Source organism: Pseudoalteromonas sp. NEC-BIFX-2020_015, assembly GCF_012952265.1.
Classification (GTDB): Bacteria; Pseudomonadota; Gammaproteobacteria; order Enterobacterales; family Alteromonadaceae; genus Pseudoalteromonas; species Pseudoalteromonas neustonica.
Genome location: NZ_JABCJL010000008.1, coordinates 103,767 through 124,768, shown reverse-complemented (window position 1 = coordinate 124,768; position 21,002 = coordinate 103,767). Strand labels below are relative to the sequence as shown.

The 21,002-nt window shown below is 38.5% G+C and carries 21 protein-coding genes; 11 read left to right on the top strand and 10 right to left on the bottom strand.

The features are described 5' to 3' along the window. Position 1: 1 nt before the first annotated feature. Both HH219_RS08195 and ilvY read right to left on the bottom strand, forming a co-directional pair. Entirely contained in the window at positions 2 to 856 is an 855-nt protein-coding gene (locus HH219_RS08195; RefSeq protein ID WP_169327128.1) for a MipA/OmpV family protein, read from the bottom strand. A gap of 129 nt (positions 857 to 985) precedes the next feature. After that, positions 986 to 1,888: an HTH-type transcriptional activator IlvY gene (gene ilvY, locus HH219_RS08190; protein ID WP_169327127.1), complete on the bottom strand. Its 903-nt coding sequence runs from the start codon at positions 1,886 to 1,888 to the stop codon at positions 986 to 988. A gap of 159 nt (positions 1,889 to 2,047) precedes the next feature. Between ilvY and ilvC the strand changes: the two genes are divergently transcribed. The 4 genes from ilvC to HH219_RS08170 all read left to right on the top strand — a co-directional run bounded on the left by ilvC (position 2,048) and on the right by HH219_RS08170 (position 7,779). Beyond that, positions 2,048 to 3,520: a ketol-acid reductoisomerase gene (ilvC, locus tag HH219_RS08185; RefSeq protein WP_169327126.1), complete on the top strand. Its 1,473-nt coding sequence runs from the start codon at positions 2,048 to 2,050 to the stop codon at positions 3,518 to 3,520. A 180-nt stretch (positions 3,521 to 3,700) separates the two neighbouring features. After that, positions 3,701 to 5,614, top strand: a complete 1,914-nt coding sequence (locus HH219_RS08180) for a methyl-accepting chemotaxis protein (RefSeq protein ID WP_169327125.1) — start codon at positions 3,701 to 3,703, stop codon at positions 5,612 to 5,614. A gap of 79 nt (positions 5,615 to 5,693) precedes the next feature. Further along, positions 5,694 to 6,887 (top strand): tetratricopeptide repeat protein, encoded by a 1,194-nt coding sequence (locus HH219_RS08175; RefSeq protein ID WP_169327124.1) that lies wholly within the window; start codon positions 5,694 to 5,696, stop codon positions 6,885 to 6,887. A 28-nt stretch (positions 6,888 to 6,915) separates the two neighbouring features. Further along, positions 6,916 to 7,779, top strand: coding sequence for a M20/M25/M40 family metallo-hydrolase (locus HH219_RS08170; protein WP_249118477.1), 864 nt, complete (start codon positions 6,916 to 6,918; stop codon positions 7,777 to 7,779). On the opposite strand, the gene HH219_RS08165 is transcribed toward HH219_RS08170, so the two are convergent. Beyond that, positions 7,748 to 8,089, bottom strand: coding sequence for a GIY-YIG nuclease family protein (locus HH219_RS08165; RefSeq protein ID WP_169327123.1), 342 nt, complete (start codon positions 8,087 to 8,089; stop codon positions 7,748 to 7,750). The genes HH219_RS08170 and HH219_RS08165 overlap by 32 nt on opposite strands. Positions 8,090 to 8,208: 119 nt before the next feature. Between HH219_RS08165 and bamE the strand changes: the two genes are divergently transcribed. After that, positions 8,209 to 8,568, top strand: a complete 360-nt coding sequence (gene bamE, locus HH219_RS08160) for an outer membrane protein assembly factor BamE (RefSeq protein WP_054203265.1) — start codon at positions 8,209 to 8,211, stop codon at positions 8,566 to 8,568. Positions 8,569 to 8,630: 62 nt separating this feature from the next. Here the strand turns inward: bamE and HH219_RS08155 are convergent, their stop codons facing one another. Both HH219_RS08155 and HH219_RS08150 read right to left on the bottom strand, forming a co-directional pair. Next, positions 8,631 to 8,960 (bottom strand): RnfH family protein, encoded by a 330-nt coding sequence (locus HH219_RS08155; protein WP_054453904.1) that lies wholly within the window; start codon positions 8,958 to 8,960, stop codon positions 8,631 to 8,633. Next, complete coding sequence (locus HH219_RS08150) at positions 8,957 to 9,397, bottom strand: type II toxin-antitoxin system RatA family toxin (protein ID WP_054203267.1); 441 nt, start codon at positions 9,395 to 9,397, stop codon at positions 8,957 to 8,959. Before HH219_RS08150 ends, HH219_RS08155 begins: the two co-directional genes overlap by 4 nt. Positions 9,398 to 9,542: 145 nt before the next feature. Here HH219_RS08150 and smpB point away from each other — a divergent pair, with 145 nt between their 5' ends. Beyond that, entirely contained in the window at positions 9,543 to 10,022 is a 480-nt protein-coding gene (gene smpB, locus HH219_RS08145; protein WP_054203268.1) for an SsrA-binding protein SmpB, read from the top strand. Positions 10,023 to 10,188: 166 nt separating this feature from the next. Continuing rightward, entirely contained in the window at positions 10,189 to 12,780 is a 2,592-nt protein-coding gene (locus tag HH219_RS08140; protein WP_169327122.1) for a TonB-dependent receptor, read from the top strand. A gap of 65 nt (positions 12,781 to 12,845) precedes the next feature. Here HH219_RS08140 and HH219_RS08135 read toward each other — a convergent pair whose 3' ends face one another. Then, a complete protein-coding gene (locus HH219_RS08135) occupies positions 12,846 to 13,451 on the bottom strand; it encodes a peroxiredoxin C (RefSeq protein ID WP_054203270.1) in 606 nt (201 codons plus the stop codon). A 249-nt stretch (positions 13,452 to 13,700) separates the two neighbouring features. After that, positions 13,701 to 14,414 (bottom strand): fatty acid metabolism transcriptional regulator FadR, encoded by a 714-nt coding sequence (gene fadR / locus HH219_RS08130; protein WP_169327121.1) that lies wholly within the window; start codon positions 14,412 to 14,414, stop codon positions 13,701 to 13,703. Between the two features lie 590 nt (positions 14,415 to 15,004). Between fadR and dsbB the strand changes: the two genes are divergently transcribed. Together dsbB and HH219_RS08120 are read left to right on the top strand one after the other, a co-directional pair. Then, positions 15,005 to 15,517 carry a disulfide bond formation protein DsbB gene (gene dsbB / locus HH219_RS08125; RefSeq protein WP_054203272.1) on the top strand — a complete coding sequence of 171 codons (513 nt, stop codon included), beginning with the start codon at positions 15,005 to 15,007 and terminating at the stop codon, positions 15,515 to 15,517. Beyond that, entirely contained in the window at positions 15,514 to 15,831 is a 318-nt protein-coding gene (locus HH219_RS08120) for a hypothetical protein (protein WP_316244664.1), read from the top strand. The genes dsbB and HH219_RS08120 overlap by 4 nt, the downstream gene beginning before the upstream one ends. A gap of 13 nt (positions 15,832 to 15,844) precedes the next feature. On the opposite strand, the gene HH219_RS08115 is transcribed toward HH219_RS08120, so the two are convergent. After that, positions 15,845 to 16,141, bottom strand: coding sequence for a ComEA family DNA-binding protein (locus tag HH219_RS08115; protein WP_054203273.1), 297 nt, complete (start codon positions 16,139 to 16,141; stop codon positions 15,845 to 15,847). Positions 16,142 to 16,403: 262 nt separating this feature from the next. Between HH219_RS08115 and HH219_RS08110 the strand changes: the two genes are divergently transcribed. Beyond that, positions 16,404 to 16,724: a YebG family protein gene (locus HH219_RS08110; protein ID WP_054203274.1), complete on the top strand. Its 321-nt coding sequence runs from the start codon at positions 16,404 to 16,406 to the stop codon at positions 16,722 to 16,724. Between the two features lie 69 nt (positions 16,725 to 16,793). On the opposite strand, the gene putP is transcribed toward HH219_RS08110, so the two are convergent. Next, a complete protein-coding gene (gene putP / locus HH219_RS08105) occupies positions 16,794 to 18,272 on the bottom strand; it encodes a sodium/proline symporter PutP (RefSeq protein ID WP_169327120.1) in 1,479 nt (492 codons plus the stop codon). Positions 18,273 to 18,903: 631 nt separating this feature from the next. On the opposite strand from putP, the gene HH219_RS08100 reads away from it, so the two are divergent. Next, on the top strand, positions 18,904 to 20,127 hold the full coding sequence (locus tag HH219_RS08100; RefSeq protein WP_054203276.1) for an HDOD domain-containing protein: 1,224 nt from the start codon (positions 18,904 to 18,906) through the stop codon (positions 20,125 to 20,127). A gap of 138 nt (positions 20,128 to 20,265) precedes the next feature. Here the strand turns inward: HH219_RS08100 and HH219_RS08095 are convergent, their stop codons facing one another. Then, positions 20,266 to 20,997, bottom strand: coding sequence for a VacJ family lipoprotein (locus tag HH219_RS08095; protein ID WP_054203277.1), 732 nt, complete (start codon positions 20,995 to 20,997; stop codon positions 20,266 to 20,268). Between the last annotated feature and the right edge of the window lie 5 nt (positions 20,998 to 21,002).

The window sequence follows — 21,002 nt, the reverse complement described above, 5'->3', positions numbered from 1 at the left end:
ATTAAAAAATATGATTAAATCCTATAAAGGCGGTAATGGAATATTTTTTTTCAAACAATGGACTCTCATGTAGAGCCGAATAATCATAATACGCAACATGAAAGCGCAATGAATTATTATTGCCTAAAGGCCAACGGCCATCAATTTTAGCATAAGGTTGCCAACTACGACCTACCTCTATCGAAGCTGAGTTATGCTCTTGTTCACTTACACCATAAAAGTACGTATTTAAGCTTGCTGATTTATACCAAACGCCTAAACTCGGCTTTAGCTTTAAACGGCCGATAGTCTCATGCATTTGCCACTGAACTGCGGCTCTATTTCCATCATAAACCCCCGTGATATCAGTTAATACCTGTAGTGAAAAAACATGCTTATCTTTAACATAGTGATAACTCAAGCCTGCATCTAACGCCCACTTGCGTTTATCAAGATCTGTAATTTTCACTCGTGGTTGCTGATTCTCTAATTGGTTTTGTTCAAATACAACTGAGTTTTTTGAGGCTAATGCAAAGACATTGGTAGGGTGCCATTTCACAAAAAAACGAGTTTCGGGGTTAAGCTCTGTTATTAAATTAAAAATATGCCGAGAGCTTTCCTCAAGGGTGTAACCTAATCTGCCATTATCGAAAAAGAATTTTTCACCGTAAAAGGCAACTTCTGGGATTAATACTACAGGTAAATTATCACCGCAGTGCAATGGATTAGTGATAACCCCTAACCCTGTGTTAAGGCTAATATGCCATTGCTGCGTTACAATATTTTTATCATACCCGCTCTGCTGTTCAGTCGCTGATGCTACTGAAAGTTGGCAATAGATACATATTAACGCAAAAGTTTTAACTATCAGCTTCATGTCAGTTTATAAGCCAAAAAATGCTTTATTCTGGCCATAATAGCAAGGTATTAAAAACTAATCCCTAGCTGATTACAATCATTCACACTTTTGATACATATGGACTTATTTTGGGTAGAAACAAGCGAGCTAATTCACATTTTCAAGAGTTTGAGCAATCTCCCACAGTGCATTTAATGCAGCATCGGATAACCCTTTTCGTAATACAGCTAAACCAATCTCAAACCCTGCTGGCGCTTCGTTTTGATCACTGATCACCTGTACACGGTCTTTTAACGGGCTGTTATCCAATACAATTTTTGGCACCATCGCAATACCAAGTCCTAAACTAACCATTGATACCATAGCCTCATGCCCCGCGACCTGAGCATAAATCTTTGCATTAATACCATGTTTACGCCACCATTGCTCAAGCCTTTGGCGAGTAAAACCCTGCTCAGGAACAATAAATTCTAATTCAGACCACGCTATTTTATCGCTAGACAAAGACAGCTTTTGGGTAATCAAAGATGGAATGCGCGGGGCAATAAAAACCAAAGATGAGTAACCTATACTTGCAAACGCTATTTGCGGTGGCAATTTATCGGGTTTAGCAGCAATAGCCATCGCCTCTTGTCCATCTAACACTCGGTTAATAGCAACGGCAGGATCGCCCGTGTTTAACTTTATTTCAATATGTTGATGCTGTAACCGTAACTGCTCTAATATTTGGTGTAAAAAGCTATACGACGCAGTTACTGAGCAATAGATGCTGACTTTACCGTAGATGGTCTGCTCTGGATTTCGTACATTCGTTCGAAAGCGTTGCCAGTTTGCTAAGGTCGCATTTGCGTAATCAATAAATGACTCCCCTTCACGTGTTAATTTAACACTGCGATTATCACGTATAAATAGCTCAACCCCAACTTCATCCTCTAACTGTTTAATATTACGACTTAATGTAGGCGCACTGATATGGCATAACTCACTAGCGCGTGCAAAGTGCAAGGTTTTAGCAAGCGCTAAAAAGTAATGTAACCGTTTATGATCCATATTCTCTCCATGTAAGTGATGTACACATTTCACGTTTCATTTTTTGAAATACTTTAATTCAAATATATCATTTTACGCAAGGTGAAAGTTTCATTATGGTGGTTTTAAGCACGGCAATAAACGCCTGCATCTAACAAATATGAATATAGGATACTAACAATGGCGAATTATTTTAATACTCTTCCTTTACGTGAGCAGCTAGCTCAGCTTGCACAATGCGAATTTATGGACCCAGCTGAATTTGTCGATGGTGTTGATGCACTTAAAGGTAAAAAGCTAGTAATTGTTGGTTGTGGTGCTCAAGGTTTAAATCAAGGTCTTAACTTACGTGATTCTGGATTAGATGTATCATACACATTACGTGATTCAGCAATTAGCGAACGTCGCCAATCATTTTTAAACGCATCTGAAAACGGCTTTACTGTTGGCACTTACGAAGAGCTAATCCCAACCGCTGACGTTGTTTTAAATTTAACACCAGATAAGCAGCATACAGCTGTAGTTAGCGCTATCATGCCAATGATGAAACAAGGCTCAACCCTTGCTTACTCACATGGTTTCAATATTGTTGAAGAAGGCATGCAAGTACGTGACGACATTACCGTTATTATGGTTGCGCCTAAATGCCCTGGTTCTGAAGTACGTGAAGAGTATAAACGTGGTTTTGGTGTCCCAACATTGATTGCTGTACACCCTGAAAATGACCCTCAAGGTCATGGTTTAGCACAAGCTAAAGCTTATGCTGCGGGTACTGGTGGCCATCGTGCAGGCGTTTTAAAATCATCATTTATCGCTGAAGTAAAATCAGACTTAATGGGTGAGCAAACGATCCTATGCGGCATGTTGCAAACGGGTTCAATCTTATGTTTTAATAAAATGATTGAAAACGATATTGAGCCGGGTTACGCATCTAAACTTATCCAATACGGCTGGGAAGTCGTAACCGAGGCACTCAAATACGGCGGCGTTACTAACATGCTTGACCGTCTATCAAACCCAGCAAAAGTAAAAGCGTTTGAATTGAGTGAAGAGCTAAAAGTCATTATGCGCCCGCTTTATAATAAACACCAAGACGATATCATCGACGGTACTTTTTCACGCGTGATGATGGAAGATTGGGCTAATGATGACGCTAATCTACTAAAATGGCGCGCAGAAACCGCCGAAACTAATTTTGAAAAAACCCCTGCCGGTGATATTGAAATCACTGAGCAAGAGTTTTTCGATAACGGTATCTTAATGGTTGCGATGGTTAAAGCGGGTGTTGAACTTGCATTTGAAACCATGACTGCAGCGGGCATCATTGCAGAATCAGCGTACTATGAGTCATTACATGAGACGCCATTAATCGCAAATACTATTGCACGTAAAAAGTTATTTGAAATGAATCGCACTATTTCTGATACAGCTGAATACGGTTGTTATTTATATAACCATGCGTGTTTGCCACTACTTCAAAACTTTATGAAAAATATCAACACTGATGTTATTGGTAAAGGTTTAGGTGAGCAAAGTAACCATGTTGATAACCAAACACTGATTGAAATAAATAAAACATTGCGTGAGCACCCTGTTGAGATTGTTGGCACACGATTACGTGGCTACATGTCAGCAATGAAAAAAATTGTTTAACCCTGGACAATAAACGTTTCGCTTGTTAGAAACCAAGCCCACATACTTATGTTTGTGGGCTTTTTCCTTTATAAAAAACACTTCCCCACCACTACTTATTTCATTTAAAGCAACTATTAGCCATGATCAAAGGGTGTGCTAGAATAAAGCCTTATATTAGTTGTAAATTAAGACTCATTGATGACACTAAACCATTTATCAATTACCAAAAAAATTACCTTGCTCGGTATTTCTATTACTTTCGTTGTTGCGGCATTTATTGGTGCAACGTCGATATACAGTGCGAAAAATATAATAGAACACCGAATGATCGAATCTGAATTACCAAGTAAATTACAAGCCATTAATAATTATATCTCTCATGATATTAATGAATTAATTAGTGCCGCAGAGCAGCTTTCAAGTAATGAATTTATACTTGATTGGTCACAATCTACAGATACGAATGATCGCCTGTTACTCAAAGAATTAAACCGTTTAGTGAAACAATACGATTTAGCCACCGCGTCTTGGGCAAACAGAGAAACAGCGCAATACTGGAATCAAGATGGTTTTTTAAGAGAGTTAACACAGCAACAAGATGGTTGGTTTTTTGCTTTTAAACAGTCTAAGCAGCCCTACTCTATTAGTATTTTCCAAGAATCATCAAATGATGTGAAAATGTTTGTTAATCATCAACAAGTCAATGGCACTGGTTTGGCTGGCTTAGCTAAAAGCATTGATGATATGCAAACTCTACTGCAAAAATTTAAAATTGAAAAATCTGGCTTTGTTTTTGTAGCTGATAAAAGTGGCCTTATTCAATTACATAAAGATGCAAGTAAAGTCGCGAAAGAAACACTCGATAAACTTTATCAAGGTAATATTTCTACACAACTATTGAACAATCTGCCATTCTCAATTCAAGAAATTAGCTTTCAAGGTGAAAATATACTCCTTGCAGCAAGCCCAATCAAAAACACTGAACTATATGTTATTGCCCAAGTCCCCAAAAACGAAGTGTTTGCCAGTATTGATAAGCTTAAGTGGCAAATAATTACATTTTCGGTCATTATTGGATTACTAGCGAGCGTATTTAGTTACCTCCTTGCTCGTTCACTCTCTTCCCCACTTTCAAACATGGCAGAGCTATTTACTCGCTTAGGCTCTGGAGACGCTAATCTTGCTTATCGCTTACCTGAATCGTCGCAGCCAGAATTAACTGATTTAACCAATGGCTTTAATCTTTTTATTACTAAAATAGAAACTGCAATAGCCAACGTTGCCAGTGAAAGTCACGATATACGCCAAAGCTCACAACATGTTTTCGATCAAGCGCAACGTAACTCGCTGGCATTAGATAATCAAAAAGATCAGACTATCTCAGTTGCAGCAGCAATTAACCAAATGGGCGCGACAGTTCAAGAAATTGCAAGTAGCGCAGCAATGGCCGCTAAATTGACCGAAGATAGTAAAGCAAATACACAGCAAAGCCACCAGCAAGTTGCGCAAAGCCAAGTAATGATATCGGCTTTAGCTAATGATATTGACCTCATTATTACTCAAGTTAATGTGTTATCACAAAAAACCGTTGCAATCGCCAGTATTGTTGACTCAATTCGAGGGATTTCTGAACAGACAAACTTACTGGCTCTTAATGCCGCGATTGAATCAGCACGAGCAGGCGAACACGGCAGAGGTTTTGCTGTTGTCGCCGATGAAGTCAGAGCATTAGCAAATCGTACATCACAATCAACAACCGAAATACAAGGTATGATTGAGGAATTGACACAAACTTCAACAAGTGTTGTTAACAATATTGCTCAGTCTAAACATAAAGCACAAGATAGCGTTGAAGCCATGCAAAGCTCGGTATTGTTACTCACCACAATCACTAATACAGCCAATGAAATAAACGATATGGCAACACTCATCGCCACTGCGACTGAAGAGCAAAGTAATGTGGTTGCTGATGTCGGACGTAATATCGAACAAATCAGTGAGATCAGCGATAAAGCAATGCATGAACAAATAACCACTGAACAGGCAATCAAAGATCTGGCAAATAGCGCGCAAATTTTGGATAGACTTGTCGCCACGTTCGAAAAACACTGACATAGTTTATAATTTATCCATAGCCCCAACTACAAAATAGACTAAGCTTAATTAAGTTGTTTATTAGTTGGGGTGTAGTATGACTATTTCTAATCACTTATATTTTGCAGCCACTTTCTTCGCTACTTTACTATTAACTGCCTGTCAAAGTATTCCTAACGATGTCCCCTCTCCTCCAAATGAAATATTTAAAAACCAAACATTTACTCTGTCTGATGTAGAAACACCCGATGAGATATTTAGACTCAGTGATGACATGATGCAGCAGCTAGATATACAGTTTCCACCACACAAAAGAAATTTACAATCAACACGTAAGCTCTTGACGTTTTTATTAGATAACGGCGATGATTCACTTTCATACCAATCAGGCGCAACCCTTATTGCAGAACACACTTTTCGCGACTTAAATGCAAATTGCTTATCGCTATCGATTTTAGCTTTTAGTATGGCTGAGTATTTAGGCATGTATGGGCAGTTTCAACAAGTTCACATCCCTGAGTACTGGTCATTAAATAAAGGTTACAACTTACTCACTGGGCACATTAATCTTGCGGTTTCACAACCTCGCAATAAAGAAGCCAGTATTCACTACGTTTACAATTTAGCGAACTCATTAATTATTGATTTTGATCCAAACTCTCGCGGTGAAAAGTTTAAAACAACCCCTATTACTAAAGCTCGAATTACTGCGATGTTTTATAACAATAAAGGTGCAGCAGCAATGCTCAATCAGCGTTATGATATTGCCTATAGCTACTATATTGCGGCTATAAAAGCAGATACCCAACATTCTGGCTCGTGGGGGAATTTAGCCGTGCTCTTTAGACTCAATAAACAATATGATAATGCCGAGGTTGCCTATAATTATGCCTTCTCCCTAGATAGTAATAATAATACTGCCCTAGGTAATTTAGCACTGTTATACCAAATCACAGGTCGCCAAGCTGAGGCGCAAACGATCTTGTCACGTCTTAATATAAAGCGCCAAAGTAATCCTTATTATCATGTGTCTTTAGGTAATACTGCATATCATATTAAAAATTATCAAGATGCTATCAAGCACTTTCTATCCGCTAAGCGTTTAGATAACAAAATTCATGACAGCTATTTTGGCCTTGCCCGTACTTATTACCAACTAGGTGATTTTAAGCAAGCTTATAAACAACTAGGCCTTGCTAGAAAATATGCAGATTTTGATCATGATAAACAACGCTATCAAGGTAAACTTCGTGCTCTAAACAACATGACAGCGAAGGTGAATAATCATTAAAGCTCATATATTTATATTACTTGCGGTCTTGCTGTTCCCTTGCGATGTAAATAGCGCATCATCTCAACAGTTACTTGATGATTTAAGGCACTTAAGCTCTGCGGCATTTAATGGTCGAAAAACAAGTACCTCAGGCGCTGAGTTAAGTGCGCTTTATCTCAAAGAGAGATTTGAGTTATTAGGATATTCAAGTGAGTTGCAAACGTTTAGTTACCAAAGTAGTTTTTTTTCGCGTGGTACGGGCAATAATGTTATCGCTACTCTTACCTCTCAAAATAGCACGTCCCTCACGGTTGTCATTACTGCCCATTATGATCATCTTGGAAAAAAAGGAACACAGTTTTACCCCGGCGCAAATGATAATGCCAGTGGTGTGAGTGCACTTTTGTATTTAGCTAAACGGCTAAAAATAAACACGCCAGCGTTTAACATTATATTTGTTGCTACTGACGCCGAAGAGAACGGTTTACACGGCAGTAAGTATTTTGTAAGCCAACTTCCGACTGACACTGTACTTTTTAATATAAATTTGGATATGCTTGCTGTGAGTGCCCGTAGTAAAACCTTATATGCATTTACTCTGCCTAAACTTAAAAAAACGATTGAGTCGCAACTAGCGACTATTTCATCGAATGACCTCAGAGTACGTGTAAGTAGTAGCTCAAAGCACATGAACCGCCTGCTTAGAGTCGATAAAATAGATTGGCGAAAAGCCAGCGATCATTACTCCTTCGCAAAAGCCGGTATACCCTATGTTTACTTTGGTATGGGGGACGATCCTCATCATCACAAAAAGACTGATACGTTTGCAAATATTGATCAGGCTTTGTATGTAAAAAGCGTAATATATATTGAACGGTTCATTCGCCAGTTCGATTTCTCGCAGCTGTAGGCAAATGGCCAACTTGCATAAAACGCTGTTTTTGCTGTTTAGATAACTTTTTGACTTTAATTTCTAATTTAGTTGCGGCACTGCGATCCCCGATCTCTTGCTGATAAATAAGTGTAAGCGGCCCTTTTCCTCTTAGGTTTTTAGCGCCTTTTCCCGCTTGATGGCTTGCAAAGCGCTTACTTACATCTGTAGATATGCCCGTATACCAATGCCCAAAACGTGTTTGCACGATATAAAGGGACCAAATAGAGCTATTCGCTATAGCATTATCTTTAAGAATAGTTAAACTTTTATCGGACTCTGTGGTCAAAATTGCGCTCCAAGCATAGATACTAAGAATTAAGTAACAAACAATTACTCAAAAGGGTTTTACCTTAGGTGACTAATCGGTATCATGCAGTCTATAAAAAATAAGGATCCAAACAAACAATGCAGTCGTTAAAAACTTTTTCTCTTTGGTTTATCGTTGCCCTTACACTAAGCGCAACAGCAGGTTGTTCAAGTTGGGTTTATCGTATCAATATCCCTCAAGGTAACTTTTTAGAGCAAACTGATGTTGATAAACTTCGAATAAACATGACTCGTGAGCAAGTTGTATATGTTTTAGGCCAACCTGTTGCAAAAGATGCCTTTGATAAAAATACATGGCATTACTCTTACACCTTTAACCTAGGTCGTGACAGTGAACAACGAAAACTACTTACTGTTAAATTTAATAATGAAAAGCTAACATCGATAAGTGGAGATTATGAGCAACCTGAAGAGTTTAATACACCACTTGAGCAATAATACTTAATTGCCACTCGCAAATTTAAAAAAGGTTAGTACACGCTAACCTTTTTAGTTTCGCACTACTGTGTTCTATCTAGCGGGCGTCCCCCCGTCACTTTATTAGCCCGACCTTCATCTTTGGCTTTTTCAGCCCGTTTACGTCTTGCGTCTTTTGGATCTGCAATTAGCGGTCGATAAATTTCAACCCTATCGCCATCCTCTAGTACTTGCGTTAATTTGCAGGTACGATTCCAGACACCTAGAGTGAGTGCTGTAGCATCTATTTCAGGGCATTTTGCAATAATTCCTGACTTTATGACTGCTTGCTCAGCGGTTGTTCCTACTGGCACTTCAACTTGTAAACTTATTGCGCTGGTCGGTAGCGCAAAAACAACATCAACTGTAATCATAATCTTGGTCCATATACCTGTTTAGCACGCTGAGTAAATGCATTGACCATATTTTTCGCCACATCATTAAATACCCGGCCGAATGCAAGTTCAATTAGCTTACTCGCAAATTCAAACTCCAACTGAAGCTGAACCTTACATGCGGTATCATCTAATACCTGAAAGTGCCAACGCCCCTGCAAAGCTTTAAATGGCCCATCGACTAAACGTAAAGTCACTGTATTTTCATCTGTAAACGTGTTTTCAGTGGTAAACCATTTTTTTATACCTGCTTTAGATATCTCTAAACTTGCAGTCATTGTATTGTCTTGTTGTGCAATAATTTTTGCATCAGAGCAATGCGGTAAAAACTCAGGATAGGCATCCACATCATTGACTAAATCAAACATCTCTTTGCTGCTATACATTACTAGCGCACTTTTTTCTATTTGTGGCATACTCACTCCCAACTGTGTGGGCGAATTTTAGCAAGTTTTGCGTTTTTCCCCAAACTTTCCCGACGCTTTATTTATCATCGATTATTTACAGTAAAAATAAAAAATCGATGTAAAAAGCAGAGCTTTACGTATAATATGGGACACTATGGCTAAGAAAAATTCATCTAAATCGACAAGTAATACCATCGCGCTGAATAAAAAAGCGCGCCATGAGTATTTTTTACACGACAAGTTTGAGGCTGGTGTCGAACTGCAGGGCTGGGAAGTAAAAAGCATCCGAGCTGGCAAAGTAAATATCTCTGAAACTTATATTCACCTTAAAAATGGCGAAGCATTTTTACTTGGCAGTCAAATTCAGCCACTTAATAGTGCCTCTACCCATGTAATTTGTGATCCACTGCGTTATCGCAAGCTCTTATTGAGTCGGCGTGAGTTAGACCGCTTAATTGGTGCAACTGAACGCGATGGTTATTCATTAATCGCTACAGCCATGTATTGGAAAAAATGTTGGGTTAAATTAGAATTTCAACTCGGTAAAGGTAAGAAAATGCATGACAAACGCGAAGACGGTAAAAGTAAAGACTGGTCCCGCGAGAAAGAACGGTTAATGAAACACAAAGCTTAACCCTATAACGCCTAACACCCTGTTAGGCGTTTTTATTTTTATACCTTAAAACAAAAAACTTCATAAGTTAACCTTTCGCTCAAGTTGATAACATTTTGATTACATGGTATTGATGTCACTGGTTTATTGAACCAAAAATACTTAATAAAACAACAAGGATTTAAGGATGAAGCAAGTTATTCCATTTACACCAAGCCTATTAGCATGTGCAACGCTCGCACTAACAACTGGTTTTACTAACATAGCTTACGCAGCTGATGAAGCAACTAAAGTAGAGCGTATTCAAGTAACAGGCTCAAGAATAAAAAGAACAGATATAGAAGGTCCATCACCTGTTCAGTCTATCAGCCGCGCTGATATCGATAATATGGGTTATGATAACCTTCAGCAATTATTAGAAAGAATGCCTGTTGCAGGCAATGGCACATTTTCTACTCGAGGTAATAATCAAGACTCAACAGCAAATGGAGCTGCGGCAGTGAGCTTACGAGGGCTAGGCGCTGATGCAACCTTAGTATTAATAAATGGTCGCCGTGTTGCTATAAGCGCATTTGCAGAAGGAATTACCAATTCTTTCGTTGATATCAATAGTATTCCTGTTTCTGCTATTGAACGCATTGATATATTAAAAGATGGTGCATCTGCTATCTATGGTTCTGATGCTGTTGCTGGTGTAGTTAATGTCATTTTGAAAAAAGATATTGATGGTTTAGAAGTTAACTTAGGTTATGGCGGTACAGATGGTCCTAATTACGAAGAAACATCTGCAAGCCTTGTATGGGGAACTGCGAGTGATAAAAGTAGTGCTTCAGTAATAATAGATTACTTTAAGAATACATCCTTATCGTCAAATGAAATGGGTCGTCTAGGTACAGCAAACCAATCAGCCAATGGCGGGCAAGACTTCCGTTCATCACGTGGGTTTCCTGGCTACTTTATTGTTGATGGTGTAAAAACAATCGATCCAGACTGTCCTGCAGAAAACGCAACATCAACTGGCAGTTGCCTGTTTGATTATGGCCCGTTTGGTTATATTGCACCGGCTTCAGAGCGTGTAGGCGCCATTTCACAATTTGAATACAATTTTGATAACGGTATTAGCGCATTTTTGGAACTCGCAGTTCAGCATAACAGCTCAATTGCGGCTGGTGCTCCAACCCCTCTAGATGAAGATGCAGGTTTAACTGTACCCGTATCTCACCCTAACAACCCATTTGGCAAAGATATTAAAATTGGCCGCTACCGCACTGTCGATGCTGGTGCACGCCAATGGGATATTGAATCAGATACATTGCGCTTTGTCGCTGGCCTTAAGGGTGAAATAAATGATTGGAGTTGGGAAACTGCAGTACAAAAAGGCCGCAGTAAATCAATGCAAACAGGTGATCGTACACAAGGCTGGGTAAGAACCGATTTCCTGCAACAAGAAATCAATGCTGGCAATTACAATCCTTTTGGCGGTACATATAACGACCCTGCAGTCATTGATCGCATAACCACTAGTTTGGTACGCCGCGGTGAATCTCATATGACTTCATTTGATGCCAATATTACGGGAGAAGCATTTAGTTTTGGTGACGATTTCGTAATGGTAGCAGCGGGTGTCGAGTACCGTGAGGAAGATGTTAGTGATATCCCTGACGATCAATTCCAGCGCGGGTTAATATTTGGCACCGAGTCAGTGTCAGCTGCAGCAAATCGCAAGCAATACGCTGCATATGTTGAATTTTCAATCCCACTTGCCGATACTTTAGAATTACAGCTTGCAGGGCGTTATGACGATTACAGTGATTTTGGTAATACGACTAATCCAAAAATTGCACTACGTTGGGCTCCTACTGACGAAATTACAGTCCGTGGTTCTTGGGCACAAGGGTTTAGAGCTCCCTCTCTTGCTCAAGTAGGTTTAGGCCCATCAGAAGAAAGTCAATTCTTCACTGATACTTATCGCTGTAATGCAACAGGCCAAGATTGTGGGGTTCTGGATTATAATATTCAGTTTGCAGGCAACCCTGATTTAAAACCAGAAGAATCTGAATCATGGAATGTTGGCTTTATTTGGGCACCGATGGCTGAATTTGGCTTGAGTATTGATGTATGGAGTATCACCCAAGATAATAAAATTGATGAACAAGCCTTTGGTCCAATATATGACGCTGAATGCGATAATCAAAATAGTACTGTTTGTGTTCGCCTAGCTCCACTAGCAGGGCAACGTTTAGGGGTAATACAAAAGATACACAGTACTTTCCAAAATGTTTCTTCACAGGAAGTTTCAGGTGTTGATTTTTCAGCTAATTACAATCATTCACTTGATGACCTTGGCCTATTAAAGTTTAATTTAGAGTGGGCATTCCAAAATAAATTTGAGAAAGATGGGCGTGATTATACTGGTGAATACGGCTACCCTGAACATCGTTTTATATTTTCAACTAATTGGGAGCTAGGTGAGCTAAATACAAACTTAAATATTAGTTATGTAGGTGAATTTGAAGATACTCCTGACATAGACTTCGACGGAACACTCGACTTTGATAGTAATTCATCGAGAATGGTCGACTCACAAGTATTAGTGGATTTACAAACAGCTTATCGAATTACTGAGTCAACAAAAGTATCATTCGGTATTAACAATTTATTTGATGAAGAGCCACCTTTCGCAATTGGTGATGGTGACAGTGACTTATATGGTTATGCATCTGGTGTGCACAATCCACGAGGCCGTTATATATATACTAAAATATCTTTTTCCTTCTAAATAAAAGCACATAAAAAAACCCGCCAAATTGGCGGGTTTTTTATATTCTAAAACAAAGGCCTAAATTATAGGTCGCCTTCGTTTTCAGAAAGGAACTTAGCAACGCCTGCAGGGCTTGCGTCCATACCTTTTTTACCTTCAGTCCAACCAGCAGGGCATACTTCACCGTGCTCAGTATGAAATGCAAGTGCATCAACCATACGTAGCATTTCATCGATATTACGACCTAGTGGTAAGTCGTTCACTACTTGGTGACGAACGTTACCGGCTTCGTCGATTAAGAATGAACCACGAAATGCAACGCCAGCTTCTGGGTGCTCAACGTCATATGCTTTACAAATTTCGTGTTTAACGTCTGCAACTAATGCATATTGCACTTGGCCAATGCCGCCATCTGCAACAGCAGTGTTACGCCATGCGTTGTGTGAGAATTGTGAATCAATTGAAACACCAATTACTTCAACACCACGTTTTTGAAATTCTTCGAAACGCTTGTCAAAAGCAATTAGTTCAGAAGGACATACGAAAGTGAAATCTAACGGGTAAAAGAAAATAACTGCTTTTTTACCTTTAATTGTTTCGTGAAGATTGTAGCTATCTACGATCTCGCCGTTACCTAATACTGCTGCAGCGGTAAAGTCTGGTGCCTGGCGGCCTACTAATACACCCATTTTATTCTCCAAATATTTGAGTTTGCTTTTAATTGCTTACGCAATGCTTGCCTTTAATATGGCATCAAAAAATGAAATACCAAGGGTTTACATGCATAATTATCAAAATATTCTAGAGATAATAACCTTAAATAGATAATCGTATTTTTCGATGCAGTCAATCGAAAATATTGAACATATTTTAATGCATAAAATGGACACAAAAAAACCCGCAAAAGCAGGTTTCTTCAATCTATTTATTTTACTGCATTAGTCCATAATGTTTTCTGGCATGTCACCACGAATTTTTTGCCATATTTCACCAGTTTGATGACCGTATTTACGTAGCAATGAAATTGCGCCATCGTGTTCACGCTTTTCGGCCAGTATAGTTAAGTCTTTATAAAACTGACGCGCTAATTGACGTGTGCCTGGATCAGAGAAGTAATGACAAGCTATTTTAGAGTAAAAACCTCTAAAGCCATTTAAAATTAACACATAAATACGGTTATTTCCGGCAACCGCTAATTCATGGTGAACTTTATAATCATAATCTGCAAATGCTTGTGCGCTATCTTCAAGCTCATCACTTTGTGATAAGATTTCAATCACACGATCTGGTGCATGTTTAATTGCTGCACGAGTATAAATTGCGCTAATATTAGTTCTAGCAGATAATAATTGATCTGTTAGCTCTGGCATTTTATCTTCATCAAGACGCGCAAGCGTTTCTAATATATTTAATCCTGAGGTTTCCCAAAAGTTGTTAACCCGTGTTGGTTTACCATGTTGGATAGTTAACCAACCATCACGCGCTAAACGTTGTAGCACTTCGCGTAAAGTCGTACGTGTAACACCTATTAATTCTGATAACTCACGCTCAGCAGGAAGAATAGAGCCTGGAGGAAAATCACCATTCCAAATTGATTCAACAATGTACTCTTCCGCAAATCCAGCTGGACTTTTAGCTTTAAAAATTCTCATTCAATTCCCACTCGAGTTATCACATTACATCACTTTATAAGTTAACTGACTGATTGTACCAGATGAAGCCAAACTAACAAGTAAAGTCAGTCAGAACGCCCTCATTTGATTTCCCACTCCAATCTATACTAATAATTAGGATTATCCATAAAAATATAACATCTTGCGTCTTTTACATATTAAAACACAGCGATCACGAAACGCGATATTTTCATCAAAGAATAAATAACAGAGTATACCCAAGCCACCTCAAGATGCAGTTTCAGTTGGAATTAAAAGCGATTTAAACAAGGCATTGATTGCAAATAATGGTTGTTCCCTTATTAAAATCAATAACGTAGTATAAATCGCTTTTAAACCAACCCGTTGGGCGTTTCACAGGCGCTTACTCTCATCGTTGTTACTTCTTAAAAGGGACTGCCATTCTTGCAAAGTAACGCCTTGATATTAAACACCTGTGAAACACTGAAGTCTGCATCTTGAGGTGGTTTGGGTATATAACTTTTTATAGCTACAAGTGATGTTTACCCTTGCGTGTGGTTTAGCGTCTACGTCATAATCTAACTACAGCGTTTTTAATTGGAAGTTTTATGAATTGGTTAGCTAATTTAGCACAGCAACGTACTCCATGGATATTATTGGCAGTGACTGCATTTATCTTTGAAATTGTTGCGTTGTTTTTTCAATATAAAATGGGCTTAGAGCCTTGCATTATGTGTATATATCAACGTACTGCAATGCTGGGATTATTAGTTGCCGGATTAATTGGCGCCATTAAACCAAGCCATTTTATCTTTCGGTTTTTAGGTATTGTGACGTGGGCAACAGCCAGTATTTGGGGCTACCTGATCGCACGTGAGCACATTGATATGCAAACAACGACTGATCCATTTGCTTTTAGTTGTGAATTTGAGCCGAATTTCCCGCTGCCTTTACACGAATGGATACCAAATTTTTTTGCTGCAACCGGTGATTGCGGTAATATTGATTGGGAATTTTTAGGAATGAGTATGCCTGCTTGGATGGAAGTGATATTTGCAGCATTCAGTATTGTATTAATAACTGTTGTTTTCGCTCGTTTAATCATTAAGAAGAGTCTATGATGCCTGCTTTTTTATCAAGCCAGTTACCTCAACTTAAGCATCTAAAAGTGCGACAGCGACAAGATATAATCGCAATAGCACTTAGCATGCTAAGCCCAATGCAAAAAATCAGTCTACGTATCGCTAAGCTAACTCTATTAATTCCATTGTTTTTCTCACTCGTTTATATTGATGGCTGGCTGATGATACTTGCATTAATTGTCACAGGTATAAGTTATCCAATATTGACAACGCCCGTCGAAATACAATTTTCAAAACCTTTTTTAGCCGAGGCTATTAAACTATATAATAAAGAGAAACAAGGCGAGCAATAGCTCGCCTTTGTAATTAAAGCGTTACTTTTCCTTCTAATTTTGCAACGATTTTGTCACCAATACCTTTAACCTGAGTAAGCTCACCTAGTGATTTAAATTTACCCTGCTTAGTACGGTAATCAATAATAGCCTGCGCTTTTGATTTACCAATACCTGGTAATTGAACCAATTGGTCAACGTTTGCTTGATTAATATTAATAACCTCAGCTTTTTGAGCAATTTTAGCTGTAGCAGGCTTATTATCGACCGCATAACTTGGCAAGGCGACTGCAAAACCAAATAATACGACTATTAAAGTTAAAAACTTCATGTTTCTCCTCCATGATGTCCATTCGTGGACTTAGTTAATAGTTGATAAAGCGATCTCACTTTTTGACTGATTTTAATTAAAGCCATACTGAAAAAGTGTGACCTTTTAAATAAAGTAAATAGCGTCCATCTTGTCAACCGTACCGATAATAAAAAAATAAAAATGTTCACTTGCAAATAGCCGGACAAACATTTACTGTACATAAAAACAGTAATCAATCAAGGTGAATTATCATTCACCAAGCAAGTTGGCAGGAGAAATCATGGCTGTTGTTGTTAAATATGTTGTAGAAAGAAACGGAGTCGAGCGTATGACGTTTACTACTAAAAAAGAAGCTGACGCGTATGACAAGATGCTCGATATCGCTGAATCACTTGAGGCGATGCTAGAAAAGGTCGATGTGCCTTTAAGCGAGCAACAAATTGAATCGCTCGCACTTGAGATTGCAAAAAGCAAAGATGATTTCATGAATGTTTTGAAAGGCGCAAAAGAAGTACCAATTAAGGCTTCATCTGCAAAATCTAAAAAAGAAGCAAGTAGCGTTACTGATCTGAAAAACACAGAAGAAAAAGCAGCCAGTTAACGTTTAGCTAAAATACAAATAAAAAAGGAGCTAATTAGCTCCTTTTTTATTCTTAATTACACATTATGATTAAAGCGATTTCTCGACATCATCAAACAATAGCGTAATTTTTTCACTCGGCGCTGCTGCTGTTAAGCTTACAGCAACAATTGCAATACTTGATAAAATAAACCCAGGAACAATACCGTAAATTAACTTACTGATATGTTCACCATTAACCTCTATCGGCGCATAAAACCACACTAACACGGTTACAGCACCGACGACCATACCAGCTAATGCGCCCTCAAAGTTCATTCTTTTCCAATATAAACTAAATAGAACCAGTGGACCAAATGCAGCGCCAAAACCAGCCCATGCGTTGCTTACTAAGTCTAAAATAGAACTATCTCTATCATACGCTAAGTAAATGGCACAAATAGCAACTAAAGCAACACTAATTCGCCCTACTAATACAAGCTCTTTATCTGTGGCATCTCGACGAATAAATGTCTTATAAAAATCTTCTGTTAACGAGCTTGAGCTCACTAATAGTTGCGAAGATATTGTACTCATAATTGCCGCTAATATAGCGGCTAATAAAAAGCCTGCAATAAGTGGGTGGAAAAGTAATTCAGATAAAACAAGAAATATTGTTTCTGGATCATCAACAACGATGCCATTTTCATAGGCATATGCAGCTCCACATAAACCCGTAGCTACCGCACCTAGCGCTGCAACTATCATCCAGCTCATACCTATACGACGTGCGGTAGGCATATCTTTGACGCTTCGAACAGACATAAATCTAACAATAATATGCGGCTGGCCAAAATAGCCTAACCCCCATGCCATTGCTGATATAATACTCACCAAAGAACCTGCCCCAATCCATTGCAGCATTTGCGGGTTAATACTGTTAAGTGTTGATGTTAAAGGCTGTTCTAGTAATGTATAAGTCACCGTAGGTACTAAAATTAAAGCAATGAACATAATACAACCTTGTACAAAATCAGTCAGGCTTACCGCTAAAAAACCACCGAATAAAGTATATAAAACTACAACACCTGTTGTAATATAAAGTCCCATTTCATAACTTAAACCAAATGAACTTTCAAATAATTTACCACCAGCCACTACACCTGATGAGGTATATAAAGTAAAGAAAACAATAATCACAACCGCAGACACTACTCGCAGTAAGTTACTGTTGTCGTTAAAACGATTTGAAAAGTAATCTGGGATAGTAATAGAGTCATTCGCTTTTTCAGTATAAACACGTAATCGCGGTGCGACCAAAAAGTAGTTTAACCATGCGCCGATAATTAAGCCTAACGCAATCCATGTACTGCTAAACCCAGTAACAAACATAGCGCCAGGTAGCCCCATCAAGATCCAGCCACTCATATCTGATGCACCTGCAGATAATGCAGCTACACCTGGTGATAAACTACGACCACCAAGCATGTAACCCGACACATCGCTGGTTGACTGTTTATATGCATACAAACCAATGCCGAGCATTACAATAAAGTATGCTGCCAAAGAAATAATCATTCCAGTTTCCAAATTCGCCTCCGATAAAGAAGTTTAAATCAGGCATTTAATCCTAATAATGACTCGCAAATCAATGCTATAAATAAGACATTATTGGTGTAAAAACCAACCTAGTGCTTGACTATATCATGCTAAGGGTAAATAACTCCAATTAGTACGACTAATCTAGCAACCATATGAGAACATTCTGATTTTTTGTGAAAAGCAGTAAATTTAGTGTATATCAATGGAAATTAATGACTATTTACCCTAGGATAAGATCTATACCCAAGCCACCTCAAGATGCAGAATTCAGCGTTTCACAGGCGCTTAATATCAAGGCGTTACTTTGCAACAATGGCAATCCATTTTAAGAAGTAACAACGATGAGAGTAAGTGCCTGTGAAACGCCCAAGGGGTTGGTTTAAAAGCGATTTATACTGCGTTATTGATTTTAACAATAGAACCACTATTACTTGCAATCAATGTCTTGCCTAAATCGCTTTTAATTCCAACTGAAGCTCGCATCTTGAGGTGGTTTGGGTATTTACACTGGTACACACCAATACTATAGGTTTAATTTTGAAAATATAGTTAATGCTATTTGCTATGTTTTACCTTATATTGCTGATGTAATCGTTTAACTGATGTGGATCTGTTGTTTATGTATTTTTATGCTGCGCGCCAACCAATTCTAGACCGTGAAAAAAAACTTGTAGGTTACGAGTTACTATTTCGTGATGGCGTTGATAATGTATTTCCCAACATCGATGGCGATGAAGCGACCTCGCGACTAATTGAGGGCAGCCAGTTTAACTTTGGTTTAGAAGATTTAACCGATAACAAACCTGCTTTTATAAACTTTACACTCGACACACTGCAAAAAGGCTACCCTACTCTATTAGGCAAAGAACAAATTGTGGTCGAAATATTAGAGACAATTCAACCAGGGAAACGTTTACTTTCTTTAGTCAAAGACTTAAAAGAAAAAGGCTATACCCTAGCGCTTGATGATTATATTCACCAGCCTGTATGGCGTCATTTTTACCCTTTTATTGATATCATCAAAATCGATTTTTTGACCTGTGAACTTGATACTATCCATGAAGTTATTGAAGCAATTAAGCCATTCCCACAAATTAAATTATTGGCTGAGAAAGTCGAAACATACGAAAAGTATCAATTAGCACTTGAACTAGGGTTTACATACTTTCAAGGGTTTTTCTTTTCTAAACCTGAAATGGTACAAAGTAAAACACTGCCTCCATCAGAAATGGCACTTGCTGAATTACTCTATGAAACGTCGACTGTTGACTTAAACTTAAAGAAAATTACTGAAGTTTTTGAAAGAGATGTAAACTTATCTTACAAACTTCTGCGCTATAGTAATTCTGCTGCATTCAAACGAAGAGCTGAAATAAATACCATAAAACAAGCCTTAATTGTTTTAGGCGCACAAGAAATTAAAAAGTTTTTATCGCTACTTTTTGCATCTCAAGTTGCCGCAGATAAACCTGCAGAACTAATTAGATTATCGCTCACTCGCGCACGCTTTACTGAGTTACTCGCAATAAATCATAATAAATTTAAAGATACAGGCATGGCATTTTTGACCGGTATGATGTCGTTAATGGATGCCATACTCGATGAAAGTATGGAAAGTGTTATGGAAAAGTTACCACTATCCAATGACATAAAATTAGCACTCGTTAAAGACGAGGGCTTGCTGGCACAATACTTACGTTTAGTAAAACTCTATGAACAAGCAAATTGGCAAGGCGCGAATGCAATACAAGAGCAGCTTGGCTTAGCGACAGATAAAGTGCCAGATGCGTACCATGACGCCGTAAACTGGGCAAACGAACAAATGAGAGTACTTGGTGAATAATAAGCTTTCAGCCTAATCATCTAATACCAATCAGCGTCGATATGGGGGCTATTTAATTCGTTAAATTGTTCAAATGTTTATGCAGATTAGTATAAACATAAAAAATGCCAGCTTAGCTGGCATTTTTTATGTTTTCAATTACAAACTTTCTAAAAAGTCTTCATCAAAATCTTCAGGCTCTTTCTCAATTGGTGGATTACCATCATACAATTCATATAACTGACGTTGAAAATAGATATCCTTCATAAAAATATAAGGGTCTAAAGATTCATTCAGTAAGCTTTCTTGTGGAATTAATGATGCTCGCGCTTCAATTGCTTTAAAAGCAAATACCAGCACTGTTTGTGGTGTGGTTAAGGCTATCTCAGGTAATACAAAACCATCGACCACATCGCCAGCTAGATTACGCGCTGTTGATGGTCCCATACCTGGTAACATTAAATACGCACCATCGCCGACTCCCCACACACCTAGGGTTTGTCCGAAATCTTCATCTATAATATTTAGACCAAGAGAGCTGGCAACATCAAAAACACCAAAAATACCCACGGTTGAATTAACTAAAAAGCGAGCAATACTAATGCCCGCATTACCAGCTTTACCTTGTAATGTCGCATTAATAACATCCGTTGGGGCACTGATGTTATCTGTAAAATTAACTAAGCTTCGTCTTACAGGTGTTGGTGTAACAGCAACATACCCAACTGCAACAGGGCGAAGAATGTAGGCATCCAACACATCCATATTAAAGTCATACATTGGACGATTAAATGATTGCAGCGGGTCACGCTCATCCGCTTTTTCTTCTGGTACTTGTGCGCATCCCGCGCTCACTAGTAACCCTAATATAATCAAACTCTGTCTTAACATCTTTT